Genomic DNA, 24,997 nt, shown 5'->3' on the forward strand with positions numbered 1-24,997 from the left:
AATTAACTTCGTTCATATCGGCGAATTAACGATAAAATTCCAGGATTTAAATATGTTTGACAGCTTAATATCCTTTTTCATAATAGCAACTCTAGGCGCATTCTTTCGCTGGAAAAAGCTCGGCGGTATAAGTTCCGATGTCGCAAGACACGTAATTAACGCTATTGTAATAAATTTTCTTCTTCCGGCGCTGTGTTTTAAAGTCATAGCTACAGCTCCTATAGATAAAAATTCTGTCTTGTTGCCGGCATCCGCAATTATAACAATTCTTTTATCTCTTCTGATATCTTTTGCAATCTATACAATAATTGAAAAATTTACGACTTTAAATAAAAAAGAAAAAGGCGCTTTAATTTTAGCGGCTTCTTTCGGGAATGTTACTTTTTTGGGTCTTTTGCTTCTCACAGGTTTGTACGGACAAAGTGCAGCAAAATATGTTCTCTTGTATGATTTTCTCGCAACAACTCCTTTACTGTGGCCGGTCGGAGCGACAATAGCCTCCTATTACGGACAAGGACAAAAACTCACATTTAAAGAAAGCTCAAAAATAATAGCGGAACTTCCTCCGGTTTGGGCGTTCGCGGCAGGATTTACAGCAAACTTTTTAGGTATTCACCTTCCAAATTTTCTACTAAAAACTTTAGATATTATGTCTATGGCGATAATTCCGCTTATGATGTTTAGCATAGGACTCGCTCTTTCTACGCCAAAGTTAAAACACGCAATAATTGCAACTCCCGCAATTATAATAAAGCTATGTCTGGTTCCATTGATCGCCTTCGGAACCGCTCTGCTTCTAGGAATGGGCGGACTCGCTTTAAAATCAACTGTTATGGAAGCAGCTATGCCTACAATGATTTTCACTTCAGTTATATCTTCTCAATATAAACTCGACCACGCTCTTTCCGCCGTTATCATTGTACTCTCAACAATAATATCTCTTATTACTCTTCCATTAATTTCGTGGCTGCTTCGGGGATATTAGAGACAATCGACAGAGACGACATTAAAATATGACGGGCAATGACAAACGGCACAGTTCTAAAAGAAAACTTTTAAATGGCGTTTCCCCTTACCGCAAAAATACGGATTCTGCCTCGTTTTCACTCTGAAATTATAAGTCAGTTTTTGAACTGCGCGGAGAGCTGGCACTGTATTTGATAGATATTTATTTCTATGAATTCTTTTATTGCGGAAACAGTATTTAAAATATCCGCAATGTTTTCGGCAACTGCCGTTTAAATACGATAAAAAACAAAATAGTGCGCAAATTGCCTGCAGAAAGATGTCGCAACGCAAACGCGTCGGAGCAAATAATCCTTAACGTTTTGAGAATTGGAAACGTTTTCTGGCTTTTGGTCTCCCCGGTTTTTTTCTTTCTACCATTCTGGGATCCCTGGTTAAAAGACCTTCTTTTTTCAATACCGCTTTTGACGGTTCATTGAGTTTCAAAATCGCTCTCGCCAAGCTATGGCTTATAGCTCCCGCCTGTCCGCTTATTCCGCCGCCCTTAACATTGACATAAAAATCATAATCTCTCACGCCATTCCAAAAGTCAAAAGGCTTTAAAGCTGTTTTTTTAAGTCTTTCTAAGCCGCCGAAATATTCGTCTATAGTTTTATTATTAATTATAATTTTGCCGCTTCCATCTGAAATTTTTATTCTGGCAACTGCATTTTTTCTGCGTCCCGCAGTTATACAAGAAACGCTGTTCATTTTCTCCCCTCTTTACTTTGCCGACACCGCAAGCTGTGCGCCGTGCATATGTTTATCTCCCTTAAACACTTTAAGCCTTGTAATCTGTCTGTCCGCAAGTTTATTTTTAGGAAGCATTCCCTTAACCGCCGCAAACAAAGCTTTTTCAGGGCTTTTAACCATCAAAACAGAATAAGGAGTTAACTTTGCTCCGCCCGGATATCCGGAATATGTAAAATATGTTTTCTGGTTGAGTTTCTTTCCCGTAAGAACAATCCTGCTTGCATTTGTCACAACCACGAAATCGCCGCAGTCTATATGATTTGTATAAAAAACTTTACTTTTTCCTCTTAAAAGTTCAGCTATTTTAACCGCAAGTCTTCCCAAAATTTTTCCATCGGCATCTATTAAGTGCCATTTTCTTTCAATTGCATCCTGTTTTGGCAAATAAGTCTTTTTATTCATATTTAAAACCTTGTTCCATAAAAATTTATACTGCTTTTACCGCCACGACAAAATAAAGGCAGACGCTGTAAATATCCTAAATTTAAGAACCAGCTAAATCTCTATAACCGCAAACCGCATTCCATAATCTGCTTGCTAAAACTTAAACTGGAAAATAAAACTTTTTAACAGTCATAATGTCTGATATTATACACTTTTAAATAGAAAAAAAGCAATCACGATAAATGAATAAAACGAAGAAGACGCGACGCAAAGCTTGAAATATTAATATCGGGAAATATAAGCGTTGATATACCATTCTTAAAGCTTTCTAACAATCTGTATAATAGACGGCTCAAGCCGTTTGCCAATCGCTTAAGTTCAGTACATTTTTTTAAATCACGCACAAGAAAGCGGAGCGATCAACATCCCTCCGTCTCCAAGCTCTTACGCAACCTGCCGTATACACAAAAACAGAGCTATCGCCTTAAACTAAATATAATAATATTAATTTTTTTCATCTTTATTTCTTCCCTGTTTTACGCTGCTTGCCGACAGTTTATTTTCGTTTTTTTGCTATTTCGTATAGAACAACAGCCGAAGCACAGGACGCGTTTAGCGAAGATATTGTATTTGCTTGCGGAATTGATATTAAAAAATCGCTATTTTTCTTTGTTAGACTGCGAAGTCCGAAGCCTTCGCTTCCTATTATTACCGCAAGAGGGAAAGGCAAATCGGCTTTTTCAAGCATTTGTTCGCCGGTTTCAGCGCCAATTATCCAAAACCCGTTTTTTTTTAATAAATCCATCGCCCTATTGATATTTACAACTCTTGATATTGAAATATGCTCAACAGCTCCGGCAGAAGATTTCGACACGGTTTCATTTATTCCCGCAGCTCTCCATTTAGGTATTACCACTCCGTCCACTCCGAAAGCCACGCAGTTTCTTATAATCGCGCCCAAATTATGCGGATCTTCAATGCCGTCTAAAATTACAAGCAGCGGTTTCAGGGATTTTTTCGCTTTTTCAATCAAATCCGGCAGCTCCGTATATTCCAGAGGGGAAACATCCGCGACCACGCCTTGCGAATTTTCAGAAAATCTGTCGAGTTTTTCCGGCGGAACGCTGTGCAAGGCTATGTTTTTCCGCTTAGCAAGACTGACAATTTCTAAAATTGCCGCGCCTCTTGCGGTCTGAGAAATCATCACTTTATTTACCGAACGCTTGCCGGCTTTAAGAAGCTCTAAAACCGGATTCCGCCCATAAATAATGTTTTCCGACGGCTGATTATCGTTTTTGCCGTACATTGAAAGTCCTTTTTTTATATCGTCAGCGTCTTGATGTCGGTTTTGTCGTGGACGTGGGCGGGGGTGCCGGTGTTGGGCTGGCTCTGGATTAACCTTTTTAACAACAGTATTAACAGCAGTATCAGATTTACTGCCATTCTGAAGCTGTTTATCACAGCCAGAGATTAAGCTTACAATTAAGAACAACGATACTATATCTTTTCATGATTTTTTTACATACTCTCTATGCGTTCTTTTTAAATTAAGGAGGTCCTCTCATTTGCCAATCGGCAATTCTGAGACAAAATTAAAAAGTTGGAAGAGTACGATGAAATTATTACTTTAAAATCCAGCGGAGCAGTCTGATTACCAACAGATTGCTCCGCTGATTTCTTTTTGTTTTGCAATTATTCTTTTTACATTATCTATCTTGGAAATAGTATGCATTTCAAATACACCGGCAGGCAGTTACGCGCGGACAATCACTGTATAGGATTGTCCTGTTTCATTCTCATCAGACATGTACAGTCGCATCACTGTCCACTGTCGCCAGAAGGCGGAACGCCAACGGCGCTCTTAGGCCTGTGCTTACGATGTTTTTTATTAGACGGAACAGTATCTTTAGCAGACTTCTTACCACCATTAGAAGCATCATAGTTATCACCTATAGGAACAGCAGGACCAGAACGATAACTATAAATAGCAATACCGGCAATAATCACAAGAGTCACAATCTGAACATACCAAGACTTCACAAACGGCCATACAGATGACATAAACGACGGGCTTGTCGTTGGCGCGGGTGCGGGCGTTGGCTTGAGCGTTGGTGTTGGTGTTGGATTACTCTTCTTTTTTAGTCTAGCTTCAGCTTCAGCCTCAGCCGCGCGGCTGTCGTCTTGCTCTTCTCTTTTTATTTGGACAATCTCTTTGTCAAATTTACCGCCGTCCTTAAGATTAGCATCTTTGTCAACACTACCTGTATTAATATTCTGAGGATTAACATCCTCAGCAACAGTATTAACAGCATTAGCAGATTTACTGCCATTCTGAAGCTGTTTATCACAGCCAGAGATTAAGCTTATAATTAAGAACAAAGCTATTACTTTCTTCATACTTATCCTCTCCTATTGAGACGGAACTGAGCAACGGGATTTAATAACGGATTTTCTTTTTTTAGTTTCTCTCTCCGCTAAGACCATCTATCATATCTGCGGGCATCTTTGTCATAGCCATATCTATCATAGCATTCTTTATCATAACCTTTCATTTATGCTTATATACTGGTACGACTAAAAAGTATATCAAATAATGTATCTGCGTATCCACGCTTTTAGAATGCGCTTGCCCTGAATAATCAAATACTCAAACAATTCAAATGCTTTATAGGTTTCGTTCAAACTTAAACCGCTTGCCTTTACCACACGCTGAGCGGTACTTTGAGCTATTATCAAAATTAGAGACATCTGATCAATACGAACTAGTTTACCGGTAATCACAGAGAGAATACCTACAATTACAGGCAAACTACCAGCAATTATAGAGAGACCGGGCAATTATCCTCTTATTTATTATATTAAGATTTTTAAGGATTTCTGGACATAATTTGGATAAAAAAGATTAATTATATGTAAAAGAATACAATAGTAATTTTGTTTTCTCTATATTTTTACCTCTTTACTTACAGCGTACTTCTTCTTTTATTTTCTTGGAGACGAGGGGTATAGTCATGCCGCCGGTGAAAACAGCAACAGTTTAGAAAAGGTCAGCGGTACTTGCTGAACTTTTACAAGGTAAAATTGAGATTTAGCCTCAAAAGAACAGGCACATAGAAAAGTTTCAAACCTTTTATCCTTTAAGCTATAAAGAAATTACAACAAACAAAAAAGAGCTGCATTCTGTCTTTTTATATAAGCAAACCGTCTAATCTCAAAGATAAGAATTAACAACTGAAAATTATGATATACTTACAGGAATGAACTTTGACTTTATTATAACTTTTTGCCTGCCCGTTTTAGCGGGTTCTATATATTTTTTTATGGCGTTTGAAACTAAACGTATAAGCAAATTCCGCTCGATAATGTTTGGAGAAATAGCTTTCAAAAAAATTGAGCTAGCTTTTATAATGTTTGGGATATATTTCATTACGCGTCCGCTTCAGAATATCTTAGTATGGCATCCTCTGCCCTTAATGATAAACTGCGCAAGACAGTTTTTTTTAATGGCAATTATCGCTCCGTCAATTCTTGTTGCAATTTTCCACTGGGTGCCTATGTCCGGCGGTATTCCGCGTTCAACAAAATTTGCCGCTTACATAATCGGCGGGCTAATGGGTATTATTTTCTTTTTACTGGATAGCATCGCTATAAGCGGTTTAGGAGTTTCTTCGTCATGGAAAATCGTCAACGTGTATGATCTCATATGGGTTCAGTCCGGAACACCCATAATACAAATTGTGTTTATACATTTAATTTGCCAGTTTGTCTCGCCTATGGGATTTCTGCTTCTTGCCGCGGCATACGTAAGGCACAAGCGGCATAACTATCAGTATGCGGATGTTTATAATTTAATACCGACAAAATGGAAATACCTTGAAATAAGTTTAATCATTTTTGCAGCTTCGTTTTTCTCAGCTGGAATTGCCGCAATTTTTGGCACTTATCGCACTTACCCATATATATGGTCAATTTACTTTATAGGCGCGATTCTCTCCGGCATTTTTGAGCTGATAAGCATTAAACTTCCGCCGCGCGAAGCGCCCAGCGATTTAAAATAAAAAATTTGATTTTTTCTTTTTATTATATTACTATAATGCGTACGCGGACTGAAATTTTCCACGTTGCCCGTAAAAATTAGAAAATAGGAACTTTATTATTCCTAAAAAAGGAGATGAACATGGCTTGTGGATGCAAGGCAAAAAAAGCCGCCCCTGAGAAAAAAACTGCAAAAAAAACAGTTAATAAAAATAAGAAAAAATGAGAGCTGAATTCATAAATTTCTATAAAAAACCGACTTCTAAAAGGGTCGGTTTTTTATTTTAATAAGCATATTTTCAATATTTTGAGCGGGATAGAGAAAAAAATCCATCAGACCGTTAAGCGCATAAACTTCCATCTTTCCAAAATCGCTGTTGAAATATCAAGGCTTTATAACATCAAAGCCGGTATATCTACGCAATGCATCGGGAATCACCACAGAGCCATCTTCTTGTTGATAATTTTCAAGTATTGCGGCAAAAGTTCTTCCGACCGCAACGCCAGAACCGTTTAAAGTGTGTAAAAATTCTCTTTTTTTATTTTGAGAATATTTTACTTTTATATTCATTCTTCTCGCTTGAAAGTCTTTGAAATTTGAACATGACGAAATTTCTCTGTACATTCCGTCCCCCGCAAGCCATACTTCTAAATCGTATGTTTTTGCCGACGAGAAACCCGTATCTCCAGTAGATAAAAGCACAACTCTGTAAGGAAGTCCCAACAGCTCCAGCACATTTCCCGCATCAAGAACAAGAGATTCCAGTTCTTCATCTGAAATTTCCGGTCTAACAAATTTTACAAGTTCCACTTTATCAAACTGATGGTTTCTGATGAGACCTTTTGTATCTTTTCCATAAGAGCCGGACTCTCTCCTGAAACACGCTGAATAAGAAACATATTTTTGCGGCAGAGCAGACTCTTCCAGAATTTCGTCTCTGTAAACATTTGTCACGGGAACCTCTGCCGTCGGTATCAAATACAAATCGTCATTGGCACACTTAAACAAATCTTCTTCAAAATTCGGAAGTTGTCCCGTACCCTTCATTGAAGCCTGATTTACAAGATAAGGCGTCATTATTTCTTTATATCCTTTTTTCTTGTGCGTATCCAGAAAAAAAGAAATGAGAGATCTCTCCAAAACGCATCCTTCATTTTTTAAAACCGCAAAATGCGGACCTGAAATCTTTGAAGCTGCCGCAAAATCAAGAATACCCAGCTTTTCTCCGATTTCCCAGTGATGTCTAGGCTTGAAAGAGAATTTTTCAGGTTCTCCGACAAATCTTATAATTTTATTGTCTTCCGCATCTTTTCCAACAGGAACGCTTTTGTCTAAAATATTGGGAATGCGGAGCAGGAAATCTTCTATTTGCCTTTCAATCGTCAAAAGTTGTTTTTCCCGTTCTTGAATTATACTTCTTATTTCGTTTATTTCAGTAAGAAGCTCCGGCACAGGTTCTTTGCCTTCTCTTTTGAGTTTGCCTATTTCCTCAGATTCTTTATTTCTTTTAAGCCGCAGCTGTTCTATTCCGCCGACCAGCGTTTTTCTTTCAGTGTCCCAGTTTAAAAGCCGATTGAAATCGATATCCAGATTTCTGTTTAACATTGCCCGCTCGATTTCTTTCACATTTTCCCTGATAACTTTAATATCTAACATTTTTTCTCCAGTACCGCAATGCTCATATAATTAAATTTATTTCACATATTCCCATCAAGGAAATTGAATTGCACGCTTCCTCAGAAACAAATCTCTGCCCATCAGAGATGATGTCGTTCTTTGTATGTTATATAAAGAACTTTTTCATCAGCCGCCTTGCGCTTTCATATGCAACGGCTTGTCTGTCCTTGTTTCAATCAATGTAAAATCACTGCAATATTTCTTACATTTTATATCTGTCGGACATTTTTCTTCCTGCATGTACAAGAGATAAATAGCGAAGAAATTTTTAAAATCTAGCAAAGCACCGCGGCTGGAACAGAATCCTTTCAGAAGTTTGACATAACAGCCAAAAGCGCAGCGTAGTTTATTTTTCGATTCTTCAAAAGAAAAAGCCAGTTGCCAAAACAAAGCGTCTTCTTTGCCAAAAGTTATCGTAAGCCCCGCCGTAAGTAAAAAATTGCGAGACGGCAAGAATAAATTTCTCTCCATTTCACAATGTTTTATTGCAACTGCACACTTTTTTTACCATCCGCGTTAATCTCAACGTATTACGGCGCTTCAGACGCATGCCATATCTTGTTTGTTACTACAGTATTTCTAAAATTTTCAACAGACAGAAACAGATATTTCTTAGCTTTTTTCTTGTTTTAAGATACCATCAAAATAATAAATTCACTATCAGAAAATAGATATTTGACTATAGCAGACTTGCCATTTTATATTTGCTTTGCAATGGGTAGCAGCGCTAAACCGCCCAGAAATTTTTTATATTCATAATTAGCATATTTTACGCAGCTTTCAAGATTATGTCTGTAACATTTTATAGAACATAAAATGATATTTTACGGTTGATAGCGCAGCATTTCGTTAAAACGCAAGCTTTCATTTTTTTTAAATTGCAAAATGCATTCCTAAAATCTTTGAAGCTGCCGCAAAATCAAGAATGCTTGGCTTCCCTCCGATCTCCAAATATTCTAATTTACAGCAAATCGCCGCTTTAATATTTTTAACAGAAAAGCAACTTAGCAAACATATGAAAGAAAACGACGGCAAGCAGGCTGCTGCTTTTTCCTATGAAAGCAAGAAGCCATTTTTTTAAACTGGTTGAAAACAAAATTAAGAGACGATATCAACTCTCGCGGATAAGACAACGAATTGGATTATTCCGTTGCTGTCTTAAATCGCCTTTGCTTTGGCAGATGAAAATAAAAGAGAATATTGTTTTAGCAGATTAAAATACAGACGGGTTGCCGCAGCAGTTTTCGCTTTTCGTTTCGCCTGCACGATTCTAGTTTGTATAATGCAGTTCAACTGAATCTTTATATCCGATTGCCGTTTCAACATCGTTTACAAAATTATCGGAATAGTCAGACAAATATTCGGTTTCAATGGAAAAATTGCCGTAGAGCGAATCTTCCAAATCCAGGTAAATTTTTGCTTTGCCTCTGTGCATACCAAGAATTTTCTTTAGATCTTCGAGTAAAACGTCATCGCATTTTGCAGTTGAAAGTTTTATATGTATTTCGCCGCAGTTCGGCTGAAATTTCTTTTTTGCCTCGTCAATTGTCATTACATCTTCCGCTATTATTTCAGTCTGCCCTTGAGCGGCTGTCAGTCTGCCTTTTACCACAACTACATTGCCGGTCGTAAGATAGTTATTATATTTGCCGAAACTTTTTGGGAAAAGCACCACGTCGATGCTGCCGTATATATCTTCTATGCCAAACCTTGCATACGATTCTTTCTTGGTTTTAGAAATAAAAGTTTTTGCTGAAGTTATCATACCGGCGACACGGACAATCTGCGCCGTTTTATAATCAGTATTTTCTTTGGGCTGGGGAAGCCTGTCAAGCCTGTAATTAGAATAAGCAATGAGATCTTTCTCCCTATGTTTTAACGGATGACCGGAAATATAGTATCCCAAAACTTCTTTTTCAAACTCCAACGCTTTAAACAGTTCAAGCGGTTCTGCTTGTTGCAAAGAAAGCGCGTTTGTCATAGTTTCTGCGCTGTTAAAAAGAAATCCTTGCGAGGATTCTCTCTCTCGTTTTATTTTTACAACTTTATCAATAGACGAATCTAGGCTTTGAAGCAGGCTCGCTCTTACTACAAATTTATCCGCGCCGAAGGAGTCAAAGGCTCCCGCCTTTATAAGACTCTCCAAAGCTTTTTTGTTAACCGCCTTTAAATCTATTCTCTGCAAAAAATCGTCCCAATCTTTAAAACTTTTAACTTGTCCGCCGTCAATTCTCGACTGCTCTATGGACTTCGTTATGCCCTCGCCAACATTTTTAACGGCAAGCAGTCCAAAACGTATATTCGCATTTTCTATTTTAAACTTTCCGCCCGAATACTGCACGTCGGGCGGCAACATTTCAATACCAAAGTTATCTGCATCGTCTATGTACGTTACGAGTTTGCTTTCCTCATTGTCTTTTACGGCGGAACGTCCGATTTCGCTGTTGAGCAGAGCAGTCAAATATTCCAAAGGATAATTTGCTTTTAAATAGGCTGTCTTATAAGAAATGACGCCATAAGCGGCGGAATGGGATTTATTAAAACCGTATCCGGCAAAAGACACGATGTTGTCAAATATCTTTTCCGCAACTTTTTTGTCAACATTCTTTTCTTTAGCGCCTTTTACAAATTTTTCTCTTTGTTCTTCAATAACTTCTGGTATTTTTTTACTCATAGCTTTACGCAAACTGTCCGCTTCTCCATGAGTAAAGCCTGCAAGCTCCACAGACATTTTCATTACTTGTTCCTGATATAAGATGACGCCGTAAGTGTCTTTTAATATAGATTCTTGTAACGGATGATCGTAAACAATTTTTGTCCTGCCGTGTTTGCGGTTTACAAAATCGTCCAACATCCCCGAACCCATAGGTCCCGGGCGGTACAGAGCAATCAGAGCTATTATATCGTCAATACTGCTGGGTTTGAGTTTTCTTATCAAATCTCTCATACCTTTGCTTTCAAGCTGAAATACGCCCATAGTTTCAGCTTTTTCGAGAAGTTTATAAGTTTTTTCATCGTCCAACGGGATATTGTCTAAATTGAAATCATGATTCCTTTTACGTATAAATTCTACGCAGTCGGCAATAATAGTGAGCGTTCTTAAGCCCAAAAAGTCAACTTTTAAAAGTCCGAGCTGCGGCAGCACGACGCCGTCATACTGTGTTGTAATAATATTTTTCGAACCTTTCGCGAGCGGCGAATAATTTGTAATTTTTTCGTTCGCTATAACCATACCCGCAGCATGCACTCCAGTGTGTCTTTTTAAACCTTCAAGTTTTCGCGAAACATCTATGAGTTTTGCAATTTTTGCGTCAGTCTTTACAAATTTTGCCAATTCCGTTGAAGTCTGCAAAGCATCGGCAATGCTTGCATTTTGCGGAATAAGTTTCGCAATGCTATTTGATTGTGCAGGACTAAAACCCATAACTCTCGCGACGTCTTTTATAACAAGCCGCGACTGCATTGAGCCGAACGTTATAATCTGCGCGCACTTCTCTTCGCCGTATTTTCGGCGCACATATTGTATAACTTCGTCGCGTCCAGAATCTGCAAAATCTATATCTAAATCAGGCATTGAACGTCTGTCAGGATTTAAAAATCTTTCAAAAAGCAGACCGTATTTCAAAGGACATATATCCGTGATGCCTAAAGTATATGCAACCATAGAACCTGCTCCCGAACCTCTTCCGGGACCTACAGGAATGCCGTGGTCTTTCGCATATTTTATAAAGTCTGAAACTATTAAAAAGTAAGAAGCAAATCCCATTTTATTGATAATGGAAAGCTCGTGTTTCAATCTTTCCTTGTGTTCTGGTTTAACCGTGTCATATCTCGCCGCAAGTCCTTTTTGGCAAAGCATTTCAAGATATTTTGAATCCGATTCATACTCTTTTGGCACTGGAAACTGCGGCAGAAGCAGTTTATCCGTATTTATCTCAAGATTAGTTTTTTCTGCAATTTCCAAAGTATTCTTTATAGCTTCCGGCACATAAGAAAATGTTTTTACCATGTCTTCTGCGCTGCGATAGCAAAAAAGATCAGAAAAAAAGCGCAGCCGTTTACCATCACTAAGCATTTTACCTGTTCCGATACAAAGCAGAATATCATGGATTTCAACATCTTCTTTTTTTAAAAAATGGCAGTCGTTTGTAGCGACAAGCGGGATTGAGGTTTTTTTTGATAATTCAATTAGGTTTTTGATTATTTTTTTCTGCGCTTCAAGACCGTTGTCCATAATTTCTATATAAAAATTATCTCTGCCGAAAATATCGCGGTATTCTATTGCGGCGTTCTGCGCCTTTTCGTTGTCTTCTTTCAATAAAGCAGACGCAACTTCGCCCGCAAGACAGCCCGACAAAGCAATCAGTCCCTGCCCGTACTTTTTTAAAACTTCTTTATCAACGCGCGGCTTATAGTAAAAACCTTCAGTAAACCCTATGCTTACTATTTGCATGAGGTTTTGATACCCTTTAAAATTTTTGGCAAGCAGGGTTAAATGATTATAGTTTTCGCCGTCGCCGTCAGTTTTGTTGCCACTTTTTTTATCCAAACGCGATTTTGGAGCAACATATACTTCACAGCCGATTATAGGTTTTATGCCGCTTTGCTTTGCAGCCCAGTAAAATTCCATAGCTCCGTACATATTGCCATGATCAGTAATGGCAAGCGCTGGCATCTTATATTCTTTAGCTATAAGGTTGAACAATTCGCCGGGTCTTCCCTTATCGTCTGTGATCCTGCAAGCCCCGTCAAGGAGGGAATATTCGGTATGATTATGTAAATGTACAAATTCCGCAGCCATAAAAAAACACCTATTTCTTCCTATTTTCTATTTTTGATTTGTTGCATTATATCATTTTTAAAAGCTTATTTTTAGCTTTTATTTTAACGAATATGAAAATCGTATTTGCAAATAATTTCTCAAAGAGTTTTGAGATTTTTGTCAAGAATATTTGTTATTTCTTGATATTATCTACAAACAGCGGCAAACTTCCAGAACAAGACGATATAGTGCCTAATATATTCAGATTATCCCGCAATCTTACAATACCTCAAGCAAAAGAGCCTTATCTTGCCAAACGGTAAAACTATTTCATATAATCATGATAATACATGCGGCATTCCAACCTTAACGCAAAAATGAAAAGACTTTCCAAAACCGATAAAATGCAGGAACGCAAAGAAATCACGCGGCACCATAAAAAAGCGATGGCGGCATCTTGAATCATATTCAATTTTAAATCAAAAATTATGGAGAAAATCACGTTGACAATAACAACAATTTTCACTATTTTAATCATTCTTGCAGGATTGTACGTTCTTTTAACCTACAACAGGCTTATAACGCTCAGAAACAGAGTAAAAGAAGCGTGGAGCGATATTGAAGTGCAGGTGAAACGCCGCTATGATTTAATACCTAACTTTGTAGAAACGGTTAAAGGTTATGCGTCGCACGAGAAAAATACTCTTAGCGACGTTATAAAAGCAAGGAATATCGCTATGCAGAACATGGGAAATATTTCGGATAAAGCTCAGGCTGAGAACGCATTATCCGGAACGTTAAAATCTCTTTTTGCGCTGTCCGAAAATTATCCGAATTTAAAAGCAAATCAAAACTTTTTAGAACTTCAGAGAGAGCTTGCGGACACCGAAAACAAAATACAGTCGAGTCGCAGATTTTATAATTCGAACGTCCTTGCCATCAATACAAAGCTTGAATTATTTCCAAGCAATATTATTGGCAGCGCATTTGGTTTTAGAAAACACGATTTATTTAAACTTGACGATACTGAACAGGGAGCAAAAAAACCCGTTAAAGTTTCATTTTGCCTCTTCTGTTTATTATAAATAGATTCATTTTGCCAAATGACGGAAATATAGAAACGATGCGCATTAAAAGCTTGAACTGCCGCCTTCTTTTTCCGCTTGTTTTTCAAACGGCGGTTCCTGAATAAAATCTTTCAAAGCAGCAGTTTACGCCAGTTTTAGACGACGATAACGCGCGCACTCGCAAATGAGAGTCTTATCTATGGCAAATATAACAACTTACGATTTTATCAGCTCAAACTCCAGAAGAACCGTATGGCTTATGATTTTATTTCCAATAAGCCTTGCCGCAATAATTTACTTAATAATACTTTTAGCGAGCGTTTTCGTAACCGCCGATAAAAGTCAAATATACAATCGGATTTCCGCGATTGCAACTGCCAACCAAACGGTTTTTCATATTCTCCCCGTAATATCGGTTACAGCGATCCTGTGGATATTGGTAAGTTATTACGCGGGACAAATTTTTATTCTCTCTGCCGTAAGCGCTGTTGAACTTACAAAAAAAAATGCTCCAGAAGTGATACGCACTGTTGAAAATATCGCCATAGCGGCGGGTCTTCCAATGCCGAAAGTTTACGCAATAGATGACGAAGCGTTAAATGCTTTTGCAACCGGCAGAGATCCCGAACATTCTTATATAGTTTTAACAAAAGGCATTATTAATAAACTAAAAAAACCGGAACTTGAGGGCGTTATAGCGCACGAGATGTCGCATATAGGAAATAGAGATATACGGCTTATGCTTATAATGATTGTGTGTATAAGTTTTGCAACTGTCGTCGCGGAATTACTGCTGAGGTTTGCGTTAACGGCAAAAACAAGAAATTCTAAAAATAATAACAACGCTGTCGTGCAAATATTTTCACTTGCTTTGGCAACAGCCTTTTATATATATGGATATTTGGTTGCTCCGCTTATAAAGCTTGCAGTATCTCGCACAAGAGAACTTCAGGCTGATGCGACAGCCGCCTTAATAACAAGAAACCCTCAAGGGCTTATAGACGCCTTAAAAAAAATTTCAGATAATTCTATAGTTAAAAATTTAAGCGATAAACAAACAATTTCGTCAATCTGTATTGCAAATCCCTTGGCTAAAAACAAACAGAACTCTTTTTTCTCAAAAATTTCAGGACTTTTTGCAACGCATCCGCCTATTGAAGACAGAATAAAAGCATTGCAGGCTATGGACGGATACAGATAAAAACAGGATGGAAAGTTAAAATAATAACCGCGGCGGTAAATTTGAAAGAAAAGTCAGCCACCGAGTATCTCAAACAGTTTAAAGATAAAACGGTAATTATATGCGGCGACTGCAATACCGCCCATTTTCCGATAGATTTGGCAAGACCAAAAGAAACCGGGAACGCAGGGCTGCGAATCCTCCAAAATTTGAATAAAAAAAACACGCCAAAAATTAGAGGAAAACAGTTCTTCCAAGCCTTGAGCGGAAAGAAAGGGAAAAGACACTAGAAAACTGTTATTGAAACAGGACAGTGATCTGAACCTGAAACTGATTTTCTAATATCTGCAAATTTCAGGTGTTTAACTGAATGTTGCGACATAAAAAAATAATCTATTCTCCAACCTGCATTCCTTGATCTGGCGGCGGTTTTATAATCCCACCATGTATAATTGCCGGGTTCTTTATTAAAATATCTGAACGTATCAATAAATCCAGATGAAACAAGATTGTCAAGTTTTTCTCTTTCTTCAGGCATAAAACCAGATACTTTTTCACTTTCTTTTGGTCTTGCCAAATCTATCGGAAAATGGGCGGTATTGCAGTCGCCGCATATAATTACCGTTTTATCTTTAAACTGTTTGAGATACCCGATTAAATAATCGTAAAATTCCATTTTATATCTAAGTCGTTCCCGCGAAGCTCCGCCGTTAGGAAAGTAAACATTAAAAAGGATAAAAGCCTCAAAATCAAGACGGAGTATTCTGCCTTCATTGTCAAAAGTTTTATTTTCAACGCTGGCGCTTACAGATTTGGGATTAATTTTTGACCAAACGGCAACGCCGCTGTAACCCTTTTTTTCCGCAGAGGAACAGTAAAAATTGTACCCGTCGATTTCTCTTATATCTTTGGGAAACTGCGTTTCATCAGCTTTTGTTTCCTGCACGCAGACAATATCGGCATTTTCCTCTTTAAACCAAGCGGTAAAATTTTTTTTATATATTGCTCTTATGCCGTTTACATTCCATGAAACTATTTTCATTTGCTTTTACAAAAAAATAAATTTTTCAACTCGTATATTCCCAACCGACATTTGAAATACCGCCGACGATATCATTCTTTCCGCCGGCTAGCGATAAACGCGTTTGAATAGTCCCCGCCAATAAAATCCGCAGCGGCATTTGGCGGCGCCATTACGAGACTAAAATTTTGCGTTGATAATTATCATTACAGGAACAGGTCCCGTTTTAATGAAATTTATAAAACCGATTTGTACGCCTTCCATATTTTCAGCCACATTTATAAAACCTATCTGAAGACCTTTTATTGATATCGCTTTATTAAAAAATCCTTTTTGTATGCCTCTAATTTCACCCGAATTCAAATTTATCATACCTGTCTGCAACCCTTTAAATAACTTTGTGAACGTTATAAGCCAAGCATGCTGCCATCCTAAACAGTCGTCAGTTTTTGTATAAATTAGATTCCAGGCTAAACCTCTTACTTCGCGAGTATAAGATCCGAGACCTATTTCCAGACCATTAACTGAATCGTCTTTCGGAAAGGCATTTTTTTCCCATAAAGAAACTTTAATTGGCGCTGCCGCAAAAACAACGCTTGCGGACACAACAACCGCGCATAACGCTGACAATAACTTTTTCATTTATGCCTCCCTGTTCTTTTATTTACGGCATTAAACTGATGCGGCATTTGCGCCGTATGCCGGCGTAAACACGCGTTAACTGTTCAAGAATTTTAAAACATCTATCCGCAATTTATCAAACCCGTTTCTCTTTTTCGCACTTACCGCAAACACGTTTGATTTATCCGTGCCAAAACACTCTGCCGCTTTACTTCGTATTTCATTTTCAGGAACGTCTCGAGGCACTTTATCACACTTGTTTGCGACAATTTTAAAGAGAATACTATATCTTTTAAGCCATTCAGCCATATCAAAATCTAATTCCGTAGGACCTACAAAAGCATCCACAATAATATAGACCGCTTTATTGCTTTTTCTTTTGATTATGCATTCTTCCATCATGTCTTTCCAAAGTTCTTTTTCCCGCGGATTTACTTTCGCAAAACCGTACCCCGGTAAATCTATTATCCATTTTCTCATAGAAACGCTATAAACATTTATGCTTCTCGTTCTGCCGGGAGTTTTTGACGTTCTTGCTAAATTCTTTTGCAAACACAGAGCGTTTATGACGCTGCTCTTCCCGACATTAGATCTTCCAGAAAAAATAACTTCCGCCGCGCTTTTCGGCAAAGAATCCGCCTTTGTTGTAGCTCTGAAAAAAACCGTTTTATTTAACATATATGACCTGCCCGCCACGCAATATACCCGCGCTGGAACAAAAAATAAAAGATATGATTTTTGATATCTTCGCCTGCGCTGAAAGTCTCGCGACATTTACCAGCCGCACCGCTCGCGACTGTCTTAGGATTTACCAAAAAATAACAGCAGAGACTGCCTCAAACAACCCGCCATTTTTTGCTCTAACCCAAAAAAACTTACTCTTTTTTTATAGATCCGCAAGTACTGTTTTGCCGTTACGAATAAGCCCTAGTCTCTGTTACTCAGTTTTGAAAGAAGTTTCAGCATTTCAAGATAAAGCCATACAAGCGTTATCATAAGGGAAAGAGCGCCGTACCATTCCATGTATTTTGGAGAACCGCTCTGCGCGCCTTTTTCAATTAAATCAAAATCAATTATGAGATTGAGAGACGCAACGGCGGCAATCGCAAAACTTACAACAATTCCCAAAGTTGAAGAATCATGAATATATGGAAACTTCCCGACTCCGAAAACATTTAAAAGTAAATCCGCCATATAGACAAGCCCTATGGCCAATGTTGAAAATATCACGGTTTTTTGAAATCTCGGAGTAGCTTTAAGCATGCCTGCTTTATAGGATGCAAGCATACAAAATAAAACGCATATTGTTGAGAGAATTGCATTTACTACAATACCCTGGTACATTTTTTCAAAATACAAAGAAACCGCACCTAGAACAAGTCCTTCGCACAGCGCGTAAAGTGGCGACAAAAACGGCGACGCCGTCTTTTTAAACACTGAAACAACAGCCAAAACAAAAGCTCCCATTAATATCGGAAACAGCAAAGGCATTATTACAGCAGGATGCGTCCAAGAATAAAATGCGCTTGCGGCAAGAAAAATCCATAAAATTACACTTTTATTTATTGTTCCCGACACCGTCATAACTCCATTATGACTTGCGGGCGAGTGAAAAACGCTATCTCTTAAAAGTGGATTGCTCATATTGTCCTCCTGCGATTAAATTGTACGCTGAATTTATGATTTCTTTCTGATTCGCAAAAAAAAGCAAGTCTTGCGCATGGTTTATATTGACCCATCTTAATTGCGATATCTCGTCCTTGTCAAAATCTAAAGCATTTTCAAGCGCCAGCGCCAGAAAATATATAGAATGCTTTTCAACCGTCTTATCTTTTGCGCAACTGGCGGCACCGCTAATTATATATATATCTTCTTTTCTGAAATTTTTAACAAATTCAATTTTTTTAATTCCCGTTTCTTCAAAAACCTCTCTCCTTGCAGTTTCTATCTCGCTTTCATCGTTTTCAATATGTCCTTTTGGAAATCCCCATTTTCCGTTACGTTTTGAATTCACAAGCAGAAATACAGGATTGCCATTCTGGATTTTGTAAATTACCGCGCCACAAGAAAATTCTTTAAGCATTTATATTCTTCCTGTTTTTACCGGCTGTGTCATTTAGTCCGCTGTTTACAGATAAAACAGAATACCTGCGCTATTTTTTCCCCTTGAGCTGCTACCCGCAAACAAAACTGTTAGAACTGTCAACAGACAACAAATGCTGAATGCGCGCGGGAATAAAAGAAGTCTAAAATTTTGATTTGCCACAGAGGACAAAAGTTCTGTTGTTGAAAAAAATAAACGGCGACGGAGATACATACAAACTGCATCTATACTCCGCCGCTGCGGGAAAAATAAAAGCGCTCTCGCAAATTGCAGTAAAATAATAAACTGTAATTAAAAAATCATTTCTAATCAGGAACGTTTTGCAATAAGCTTTCTTCTCAACAAATCCAGCGCTGCATTCACAGTTTTTTCTCTTACATCTTTTCTTATTCCATAAAAATTAAATTTAAAACTTTCAGTTTTCTTCTCATCGGCAAAACCTATATACACAAGACCAACCGGTTTTTCTGCTGTTCCGCCGCCAGGTCCTGCGATTCCTGTTGCCGACAGAGCATAGTCGCTGTCTGAAAGTTTAAAAATGCCTTCCGCCATTTCCTTGGCAGTTTCCCCGCTTACAGCCCCAAATTTTGCCAGAGTTTCCTCTTTTACTCCAAGCAATTTCATTTTTGATTCATTTGAATATGCGACAACGGAGCTTTTAAAATATAAAGAACTTCCAGGGACATCTGTAATTGCCGCCGCTGCCATTCCCGCTGTGCAGGACTCTGCAAAAGAAACAGTTTTTTTATTTTCAAGCAAAAGACGTCCCGCAACTGACGCGAGGGTATCAGAACCGCAGCCAAAAATATTGTCTTTTAAAACATTGCCAAATCTGAACTTTAAATTATTTATTGTCTCATCGACAATTAGTTCGTCTGTTCCTGAAACTGAAAATTTTATATCTATAATCGATTTGCTTGCAAGAATGCCGAACTCCACAGATTTTGAATCGCCAAATCCAGCTTCTTTCATAACCGGCTTTATCATCTCTTCAACCGAAGATTCTGCAATGCCAAACACATGCAAAACCACATTTTTCCTTATTCCAGTAGAACAGTTTCTCAAAAACGGCTCGACGCTGCTTTCAAACATCGGCTTCATTTCCACAGGAGGTCCGGGAAGCAAAAACAAAGTTTTGCGGCATTTTTTTCCGCCGGTTTCAAACTCAAAATGCAACATCTGACCCGGCGCCGTTCCAAAACGATTCTCTAAAACTTTTGCGCCGCTTATAATATTTGCCTGCCTCTCGTTAATTTTAGGGATTGAAGCAGCCGCATGTTTTAAGAAATGCTCTTTTATTAACTTTAAAATTTTCTCATCAGCATACAACTCAAGATTTAAGCATTCTGCAGCGGTTTCAACTGTTATATCATCAAACGTAGGTCCCAGTCCGCCTGTAGTAATAATAATATCGCTTCTCTCAAAAGCTCTTTTAAATTCCTGCAGCAAATCCTGCTTTCTGTCACCGACATCGGTAACAAACGACAGCTCAAGCCCCATCGCGGAAAGTCTTGAGCCTATACAGGCGGCATTGGTATTGATTTTCCCAGCGAGAAGCTCGCTTCCAGTACAAATAAGTTCAATTTTCATATTTTTTAAATCTATATTAATACAGAAGTAAATGCAAGTAATATGGACATACAGAACGGCAGATTTATTTTATTCGCCGCGTTGAGGACGCAGAATTGTCCCGTACTTTCTCTTCAATTCAAGCCGCTTGCCGCGAATTTTTCTATTCGCTATCTGGGCTTACGTTCTACATTAGAGACGGACTTTGTGTTTATAGCATATCCCCCCTCGCTGCCTAGCCGCCGCGGCAGTAAACGCCGAAGTTATTGCTGTGCAGGCTTTTGTTACGTACGATATCTCTCTTTTTTCTTTTCTGTATCCCGGCAACCGTTTCTAAAGAACAGACAGGATTCTTTTTATTCCTTTATTTCCCATCTTTATGCCATAAGGAACCGTCTATTATATCTTTAATGTCAGCTTTGACTTTTTTCGGCTTGACGGCATTTGCTACTGCGGTATCTGGATCTTTTAAACCGTGTCCAGTAAATATGCAGACAATTTTTACAAGATTTGTATTTTTAAAGTAACCCTGCTTAATATATTTTATAAGCCCTGCTATAGACGAAGCGGATGCAGGCTCGCAGAAAACGCCTTCCGTTGCAGCTACAATTCTGTACGCGTCCAATATCTCTTCATCTGTCACTTTGTCTATTACGCCGCCGGACTCATCTCTTGCTTCTTCGGCGGATTTCCATGAAGCAGGATTTCCTATTCTTATGGCGGTTGCTATCGTCTCAGGTTTTACAATGGGACGTCCTTCAACTATCGGAGCTGAACCCGCCGCTTGAAAACCCATCATTTTAGGAAGAGCGTACTTTTCCGGTTCCGCTCTGTTGTATTCCTTATATCCTTTCCAATATGCAGTTATATTTCCTGCATTGCCGACCGGCATAAATTGATAGTCCGGAGACTGTCCCAGACTTTCGCATATCTCATAAGCCGCAGTTTTTTGCCCTTCTATTCTGAAAGGGTTGATTGAATTAACCAAAGTAAGCGGATATCTGCCGCTCAACTCTTTTACAAGATTCAACGCTTCATCAAAGTTTCCGTCAATTTCCAAAACTTCCGCGCCGTGCATGACAGCCTGTGAAAGTTTTCCGAGAGCTATTTTTCCTTCCGGTATCAACACCACGCACTTTATTCCCGCCCTTGCGGCATAAGCCGCGGCAGAAGCTGAAGTATTTCCAGTCGACGCGCAGATAACAGCTTTGCTCCCGCCTTCAACGGCTTTTGAAACCGCCATTGTCATCCCCCTGTCTTTAAAAGAACCGGTAGGATTCATTCCTTCAAATTTAAAATATATCTCGCCGTTAAATCCAAGTTTCTTAGGCAGATTTCTTGAAGGTATTAAAGGCGTATTGCCCTCATAAAGAGATATAACCGGAGTTTTGTCGCTGACCGGCAGATTTTTTCTATATTTTTCAATTAGACCTTTGTAAGCCATTTTTTTTGTCCTCTCATAAAATTTATAAAAATCACTACGTTTATTATACCCTATTGAGGGCGCGGAATCAATGACGATAACAAAACAAAAAACCTTAAAAACGCTAACACTTTTTAAGTTTAATGCTGAGCAGTTTACGGGATTATTTTGCCGTTAAAAGTTCAGATTAGATTTTATAAAAATATATTTCCTGCTCATAAAAACTGTTCAAGAAGAGATTTTTTATTGGATACAATGTAATTAGAGTCGTCATAAATTACTTGATTAAATATTTTGATAATTTCATTTATCGGCATATTATGTAATTCTATAAACATCTTAATTTCTTTAGCCCCAAAAACAAGTAAGTCTGGAGCCAAAGCTGTCATCATCCATTCTAATCTGTTCTCTTTACAGTACATGTGGCATAATTATTTCACAGTCATACGATGAGCGGATAATACAAAACGATATCATACTTTGAAACGCAACTATATAAATAATATCTGTATCTGCGGATAAGTTTTCTGAAGATTCCAATCTTTCCAAACTGGCAGAAAGTATTTCCTTGAAAACAAATATCCAAGTTATACTGTCTTCTGTCATTCTAAAAAGACATAATCTTTAAAGAATCCAATCATTTGTTTGAGGTTTCAAATAATTGTAAAAAATATTTTTCAGCAGCAAACAACAAATATAATTCATATTTTGAAATTGCAGAAAAAAGGCGGAAAGTGTAAAAATTCAATTTATATTGCAGGTTCCGTTAAATCTTTTGTAGTTCTTTAGATTCCATTAAACCTTTCTGTAGTTCTTTTATTTTAAATTTCTTTGTAAATTGACGCAGTAATTTTTTATTCTTTGGCAATAATTCTTCTAAAGAAACACATAAATTCGATTCAAGGCGTCTTCCAAGTATCTTAAAAACAACTGCATCTTCAGAACAAATTTGAATATTTTGTGTATCCTTGTTGTTATATAAATAAGATAAAAGTTCCGTTTCGCCGTCATCAAGTTTATCAATATTAAAATAGTTAAAAGCAACCCTGAACGCAGATAAATCTGAGCTTGTTTGAGAAATACACCTTGCGTTATCGCAATTACTTAAATCTATTTTTTGTTCTTTGCCAGAAACTTTATAATATTTTGTTTCTTTTTTAATAATTTCAGAAATTACAATATTATGTTCTTTTATCAATAATTTCCAAGAATTTGTTCTAAAAGCCTTAATAATCACACAAGTATCACACAAAACTAATGTCAATTTTGGAATCACCGCCACTCCATAAATTCATTTCGAGTAAATCTGAAATATTTCTTTCTAAATAATTTGCGCATTGTTTTGTTGATATTTCACCAATTTTTAGAGCTTCAAAAGCTAAATTAACGTATCTTTCGGGGAATTTATTTAGTCCGCCCATATTTTGTTCAGTATTTTGCTTTACCTTGATTTCGCAAGCATATTTTTTAATTTTACCTATGATTTCTTTAGTATGCTCAAAATCCACATTATAAACTTTTCGTATGCGCCACATCAAAGCCTCTATAGAAACAACAAATCTTCTAGAGATAGAAACGATATCGTTAAAAGACAATTTCTTACTATCTTTCCTTAAAAAATCATCAACTGATTCCATTATACTGTCTTTTGGCATTAAAAGCTCGCTAGCAAAAACATCTGCATATTCCTCCATAACGTCTTTTTGCTGCTTATTAACAAAACTCCAAGTTAACAGATGAAATAATTCATGCGCTAAATCAAAATTACGTCTATACATAGAATTCGTAACATTTAGCGCTATTGCAGAACCTACCTCATTTGAATGACAACAAACTGCGGAACTTGAACGAAGATCAAGATTAAATATTTTTACAAAATATTTTTCCTCAAGTATCCTAAACAGGCTTTTTCCTGGATACTTCCCCAAGCCAAGTTTATGCCGAATATTTCTTGCTTGAAACCTCACATTTTCTTCATCGTTTGGAAATGATTTTAGAAAAAAAGAAACAAAATCCTTTTCTAATGGAGATTTCGTCCAAATTTCAAGATTTCTATATTGTTTGCAAAGCTTTTTGAATTTTGTCTCCAACTCTGCCTTCAATGTTGTATCGGACGGCTCTTCTCTCCACAAAACTAAATCGCAAACTAATTCGTCTGTATCTTGAAAAAAGCGTGAAACAGGCACATTATATAATTTCGCAAGTACCGATAACTGATGTATAGACGGTTCTCTTTTATCGTTTTCAAAATCAGATAACGACGACTGTCCAATTCCTGTTTTTTGTTCAACATCTTTGAGAGTATATTTAAAAACGCTCTCTCTAAATATTTTTAGTTTTTTTGAAATCATTAATCTCTCCTGTTATATAGAAAGTATATAACATTTTTACGAAAAAATAAAGCTATTTTTCTAGATTATAGAAAAATAGCTTGTCATCAGCCGTCTTACTTGATTTCTTCATTTACAGCAAATCAGCTTTAAGACTTTACCGCATAAAGGACAAATCAAAAGCTTTCCTGCCGGAAACAATTAAAAGAGTAAGAAATTGATTCTAAGAAGTTTTATAAGTTTATATTTACAAGGTTTGAATTGACAAGTAAGTTAAAGTACAAATCTATATAAAATAAGCAGCCGATATAATATTGCAAATAAGTGTTAAATGGACTTAATTTTGTCAGAACAGCCATTTGATCAATATCTTTTTGTCCGCAAAAACAAAGAAATCTAATAAAAAACAGAAATAAGATTTTTAAATATTTATACAAATACTGAACTGCGAGCCAGCGGCTGAGGCTTAATTGGCAAGAGATTTTAATGTTTCGTATCTAAGTCTCACAATTTTTCCAAATTCCCCAAATTATTGATTATTTCTTTTTCGCCTAATTAATTTATAAGCATTCTTATTTGAGAAAATACACACCGCATTTCATCAATGAATACGAGGCGGTTTTTGAATTTAGAAAAATAAAGAGGATTTTCTTTACGCCATAAGTAAATTATCAAAATTACCAAACACAATTTTTTATTCTCTCTAATGCGATTTTAAAAAGCAATTTTCCCAGTCTGCCGCATATCGGCAAACAAAATAATCTTGAAGCTCCCGTTCATTTGTAAAATTGTTTTTTTCAGCGTTTTTTGTTTTGTATATGACATCTTTTTGATTGGTTAACATTGCCATGCCGCGGAAATAATGTCCCGAAATATCCAGTTTTTATTCTTCTGGTTTCTTCAAAAACTATATCTTCTCAGAATGACAAATAAAGATAACGCCAATAGGTATAATAAAGCAAACAAGTTCGGCAGTCTGCCAAACTATTCCTTTTATCTCGTTGAAAGATTCATAGAAATTGGAAAGAAATTCATAGAATTTTACAGAAATTCCAAATATGGGTC

At 37.3% G+C, this 24,997-nt stretch carries 23 protein-coding genes; 5 read left to right on the forward strand and 18 right to left on the reverse strand.

Going from position 1 to position 24,997, the window contains the following annotated elements:
- Positions 1 to 52 precede the first annotated feature (52 nt).
- Positions 53 to 985, forward strand: coding sequence for an AEC family transporter (locus LE179_RS01510; protein ID WP_374128608.1), 933 nt, complete (start codon positions 53 to 55; stop codon positions 983 to 985).
- A 335-nt stretch (positions 986 to 1,320) separates the two neighbouring features.
- On the opposite strand, the gene rpsI is transcribed toward LE179_RS01510, so the two are convergent.
- The 5 genes from rpsI to LE179_RS01535 form a co-directional block, all read right to left on the reverse strand.
- Positions 1,321 to 1,716, reverse strand: a complete 396-nt coding sequence (gene rpsI, locus LE179_RS01515; protein WP_374128609.1) for a 30S ribosomal protein S9 — start codon at positions 1,714 to 1,716, stop codon at positions 1,321 to 1,323.
- 12 nt (positions 1,717 to 1,728) lie between these two features.
- Positions 1,729 to 2,160 (reverse strand): 50S ribosomal protein L13, encoded by a 432-nt coding sequence (gene rplM / locus LE179_RS01520; protein ID WP_374128610.1) that lies wholly within the window; start codon positions 2,158 to 2,160, stop codon positions 1,729 to 1,731.
- Between the two features lie 538 nt (positions 2,161 to 2,698).
- A complete protein-coding gene (gene rlmB / locus LE179_RS01525; RefSeq protein WP_374128611.1) occupies positions 2,699 to 3,634 on the reverse strand; it encodes a 23S rRNA (guanosine(2251)-2'-O)-methyltransferase RlmB in 936 nt (311 codons plus the stop codon).
- Between the two features lie 326 nt (positions 3,635 to 3,960).
- On the reverse strand, positions 3,961 to 4,539 hold the full coding sequence (locus LE179_RS01530) for a hypothetical protein (protein WP_374128612.1): 579 nt from the start codon (positions 4,537 to 4,539) through the stop codon (positions 3,961 to 3,963).
- A gap of 189 nt (positions 4,540 to 4,728) precedes the next feature.
- Entirely contained in the window at positions 4,729 to 4,980 is a 252-nt protein-coding gene (locus LE179_RS01535) for a hypothetical protein (protein ID WP_374128613.1), read from the reverse strand.
- A gap of 482 nt (positions 4,981 to 5,462) precedes the next feature.
- Between LE179_RS01535 and LE179_RS01540 the strand changes: the two genes are divergently transcribed.
- Positions 5,463 to 6,200: a hypothetical protein gene (locus LE179_RS01540; RefSeq protein ID WP_374128614.1), complete on the forward strand. Its 738-nt coding sequence runs from the start codon at positions 5,463 to 5,465 to the stop codon at positions 6,198 to 6,200.
- Between the two features lie 362 nt (positions 6,201 to 6,562).
- Here LE179_RS01540 and serS read toward each other — a convergent pair whose 3' ends face one another.
- The 3 genes from serS to LE179_RS01555 form a co-directional block, all read right to left on the reverse strand.
- Complete coding sequence (gene serS / locus LE179_RS01545; RefSeq protein WP_374128615.1) at positions 6,563 to 7,834, reverse strand: serine--tRNA ligase; 1,272 nt, start codon at positions 7,832 to 7,834, stop codon at positions 6,563 to 6,565.
- A gap of 147 nt (positions 7,835 to 7,981) precedes the next feature.
- A complete protein-coding gene (locus LE179_RS01550) occupies positions 7,982 to 8,326 on the reverse strand; it encodes a hypothetical protein (RefSeq protein WP_374128616.1) in 345 nt (114 codons plus the stop codon).
- 799 nt (positions 8,327 to 9,125) lie between these two features.
- Positions 9,126 to 12,656 (reverse strand): DNA polymerase III subunit alpha, encoded by a 3,531-nt coding sequence (locus tag LE179_RS01555; protein WP_374128617.1) that lies wholly within the window; start codon positions 12,654 to 12,656, stop codon positions 9,126 to 9,128.
- A gap of 464 nt (positions 12,657 to 13,120) precedes the next feature.
- On the opposite strand from LE179_RS01555, the gene LE179_RS01560 reads away from it, so the two are divergent.
- The 3 genes from LE179_RS01560 (at position 13,121) to LE179_RS01570 (ending at position 15,154) form a co-directional block, all read left to right on the forward strand.
- Positions 13,121 to 13,702, forward strand: a complete 582-nt coding sequence (locus tag LE179_RS01560) for a LemA family protein (protein WP_374128618.1) — start codon at positions 13,121 to 13,123, stop codon at positions 13,700 to 13,702.
- 181 nt (positions 13,703 to 13,883) lie between these two features.
- On the forward strand, positions 13,884 to 14,885 hold the full coding sequence (locus LE179_RS01565) for a M48 family metallopeptidase (protein ID WP_374128619.1): 1,002 nt from the start codon (positions 13,884 to 13,886) through the stop codon (positions 14,883 to 14,885).
- A 41-nt stretch (positions 14,886 to 14,926) separates the two neighbouring features.
- Positions 14,927 to 15,154, forward strand: a complete 228-nt coding sequence (locus LE179_RS01570) for a hypothetical protein (RefSeq protein ID WP_374128620.1) — start codon at positions 14,927 to 14,929, stop codon at positions 15,152 to 15,154.
- On the opposite strand, the gene LE179_RS01575 is transcribed toward LE179_RS01570, so the two are convergent.
- From LE179_RS01575 to LE179_RS01620, 10 genes are all read right to left on the reverse strand, one after another.
- Positions 15,151 to 15,906 carry an exodeoxyribonuclease III gene (locus tag LE179_RS01575; protein WP_374128621.1) on the reverse strand — a complete coding sequence of 252 codons (756 nt, stop codon included), beginning with the start codon at positions 15,904 to 15,906 and terminating at the stop codon, positions 15,151 to 15,153. The two genes, LE179_RS01570 and LE179_RS01575, sit on opposite strands and share 4 nt — an antisense overlap.
- 159 nt (positions 15,907 to 16,065) lie before the next feature.
- Positions 16,066 to 16,527 (reverse strand): LA_2272 family surface repeat-containing protein, encoded by a 462-nt coding sequence (locus LE179_RS01580; protein WP_374128622.1) that lies wholly within the window; start codon positions 16,525 to 16,527, stop codon positions 16,066 to 16,068.
- 75 nt (positions 16,528 to 16,602) lie between these two features.
- Entirely contained in the window at positions 16,603 to 17,184 is a 582-nt protein-coding gene (gene yihA / locus LE179_RS01585) for a ribosome biogenesis GTP-binding protein YihA/YsxC (RefSeq protein WP_374128623.1), read from the reverse strand.
- Between the two features lie 249 nt (positions 17,185 to 17,433).
- A complete protein-coding gene (locus LE179_RS01590) occupies positions 17,434 to 18,150 on the reverse strand; it encodes a Bax inhibitor-1/YccA family protein (RefSeq protein ID WP_374128624.1) in 717 nt (238 codons plus the stop codon).
- Positions 18,125 to 18,589 carry a bis(5'-nucleosyl)-tetraphosphatase gene (locus LE179_RS01595; protein WP_374128625.1) on the reverse strand — a complete coding sequence of 155 codons (465 nt, stop codon included), beginning with the start codon at positions 18,587 to 18,589 and terminating at the stop codon, positions 18,125 to 18,127. Before LE179_RS01595 ends, LE179_RS01590 begins: the two co-directional genes overlap by 26 nt.
- Positions 18,590 to 18,919: 330 nt before the next feature.
- The gene (locus LE179_RS01600; RefSeq protein WP_374128626.1) at positions 18,920 to 20,200 is read right to left on the reverse strand and encodes a competence/damage-inducible protein A; all 1,281 of its coding nucleotides are present in this window, start codon (positions 20,198 to 20,200) and stop codon (positions 18,920 to 18,922) included.
- 343 nt (positions 20,201 to 20,543) lie between these two features.
- Positions 20,544 to 21,623 carry a threonine synthase gene (thrC, locus tag LE179_RS01605; RefSeq protein ID WP_374128627.1) on the reverse strand — a complete coding sequence of 360 codons (1,080 nt, stop codon included), beginning with the start codon at positions 21,621 to 21,623 and terminating at the stop codon, positions 20,544 to 20,546.
- 194 nt (positions 21,624 to 21,817) lie between these two features.
- A complete protein-coding gene (locus LE179_RS01610) occupies positions 21,818 to 22,024 on the reverse strand; it encodes a hypothetical protein (RefSeq protein ID WP_374128628.1) in 207 nt (68 codons plus the stop codon).
- 344 nt (positions 22,025 to 22,368) lie between these two features.
- The gene (locus LE179_RS01615; RefSeq protein ID WP_374128629.1) at positions 22,369 to 22,878 is read right to left on the reverse strand and encodes a hypothetical protein; all 510 of its coding nucleotides are present in this window, start codon (positions 22,876 to 22,878) and stop codon (positions 22,369 to 22,371) included.
- Entirely contained in the window at positions 22,847 to 23,953 is a 1,107-nt protein-coding gene (locus LE179_RS01620; RefSeq protein WP_374128630.1) for a helix-turn-helix domain-containing protein, read from the reverse strand. The genes LE179_RS01615 and LE179_RS01620 overlap by 32 nt, the downstream gene beginning before the upstream one ends.
- Between the last annotated feature and the right edge of the window lie 1,044 nt (positions 23,954 to 24,997).

Source organism: Candidatus Endomicrobiellum agilis (assembly GCF_020328115.1).
Lineage (GTDB): Bacteria > Elusimicrobiota > Endomicrobiia > Endomicrobiales > Endomicrobiaceae > Endomicrobiellum > Endomicrobiellum agilis.

What these genes read in the sequence shown, in the direction of transcription:
- rplM (WP_374128610.1), bottom strand. Translation starts at nt 2,160, where the DNA reads ATGAATAAAAAGACTTATTTGCCAAAACAGGATGCAATTGAAAGAAAA.
- LE179_RS01600 (WP_374128626.1), bottom strand. Translation starts at nt 20,200, where the DNA reads ATGAAAATTGAACTTATTTGTACTGGAAGCGAGCTTCTCGCTGGGAAA.
- LE179_RS01540 (WP_374128614.1), top strand. Translation starts at nt 5,463, where the DNA reads ATGGCGTTTGAAACTAAACGTATAAGCAAATTCCGCTCGATAATGTTT.
- LE179_RS01575 (WP_374128621.1), bottom strand. Translation starts at nt 15,906, where the DNA reads ATGAAAATAGTTTCATGGAATGTAAACGGCATAAGAGCAATATATAAA.
- LE179_RS01510 (WP_374128608.1), top strand. Translation starts at nt 53, where the DNA reads ATGTTTGACAGCTTAATATCCTTTTTCATAATAGCAACTCTAGGCGCA.
- thrC (WP_374128627.1), bottom strand. Translation starts at nt 21,623, where the DNA reads ATGGCTTACAAAGGTCTAATTGAAAAATATAGAAAAAATCTGCCGGTC.
- LE179_RS01555 (WP_374128617.1), bottom strand. Translation starts at nt 12,656, where the DNA reads ATGGCTGCGGAATTTGTACATTTACATAATCATACCGAATATTCCCTC.
- LE179_RS01590 (WP_374128624.1), bottom strand. Translation starts at nt 18,150, where the DNA reads ATGAGCAATCCACTTTTAAGAGATAGCGTTTTTCACTCGCCCGCAAGT.
- yihA (WP_374128623.1), bottom strand. Translation starts at nt 17,184, where the DNA reads ATGTTAAATAAAACGGTTTTTTTCAGAGCTACAACAAAGGCGGATTCT.
- LE179_RS01595 (WP_374128625.1), bottom strand. Translation starts at nt 18,589, where the DNA reads ATGCTTAAAGAATTTTCTTGTGGCGCGGTAATTTACAAAATCCAGAAT.
- LE179_RS01550 (WP_374128616.1), bottom strand. Translation starts at nt 8,326, where the DNA reads ATGGAGAGAAATTTATTCTTGCCGTCTCGCAATTTTTTACTTACGGCG.
- LE179_RS01530 (WP_374128612.1), bottom strand. Translation starts at nt 4,539, where the DNA reads ATGAAGAAAGTAATAGCTTTGTTCTTAATTATAAGCTTAATCTCTGGC.
- serS (WP_374128615.1), bottom strand. Translation starts at nt 7,834, where the DNA reads ATGTTAGATATTAAAGTTATCAGGGAAAATGTGAAAGAAATCGAGCGG.
- LE179_RS01565 (WP_374128619.1), top strand. Translation starts at nt 13,884, where the DNA reads ATGGCAAATATAACAACTTACGATTTTATCAGCTCAAACTCCAGAAGA.
- rpsI (WP_374128609.1), bottom strand. Translation starts at nt 1,716, where the DNA reads ATGAACAGCGTTTCTTGTATAACTGCGGGACGCAGAAAAAATGCAGTT.
- LE179_RS01580 (WP_374128622.1), bottom strand. Translation starts at nt 16,527, where the DNA reads ATGAAAAAGTTATTGTCAGCGTTATGCGCGGTTGTTGTGTCCGCAAGC.
- LE179_RS01620 (WP_374128630.1), bottom strand. Translation starts at nt 23,953, where the DNA reads ATGATTTCAAAAAAACTAAAAATATTTAGAGAGAGCGTTTTTAAATAT.
- LE179_RS01610 (WP_374128628.1), bottom strand. Translation starts at nt 22,024, where the DNA reads ATGTACTGTAAAGAGAACAGATTAGAATGGATGATGACAGCTTTGGCT.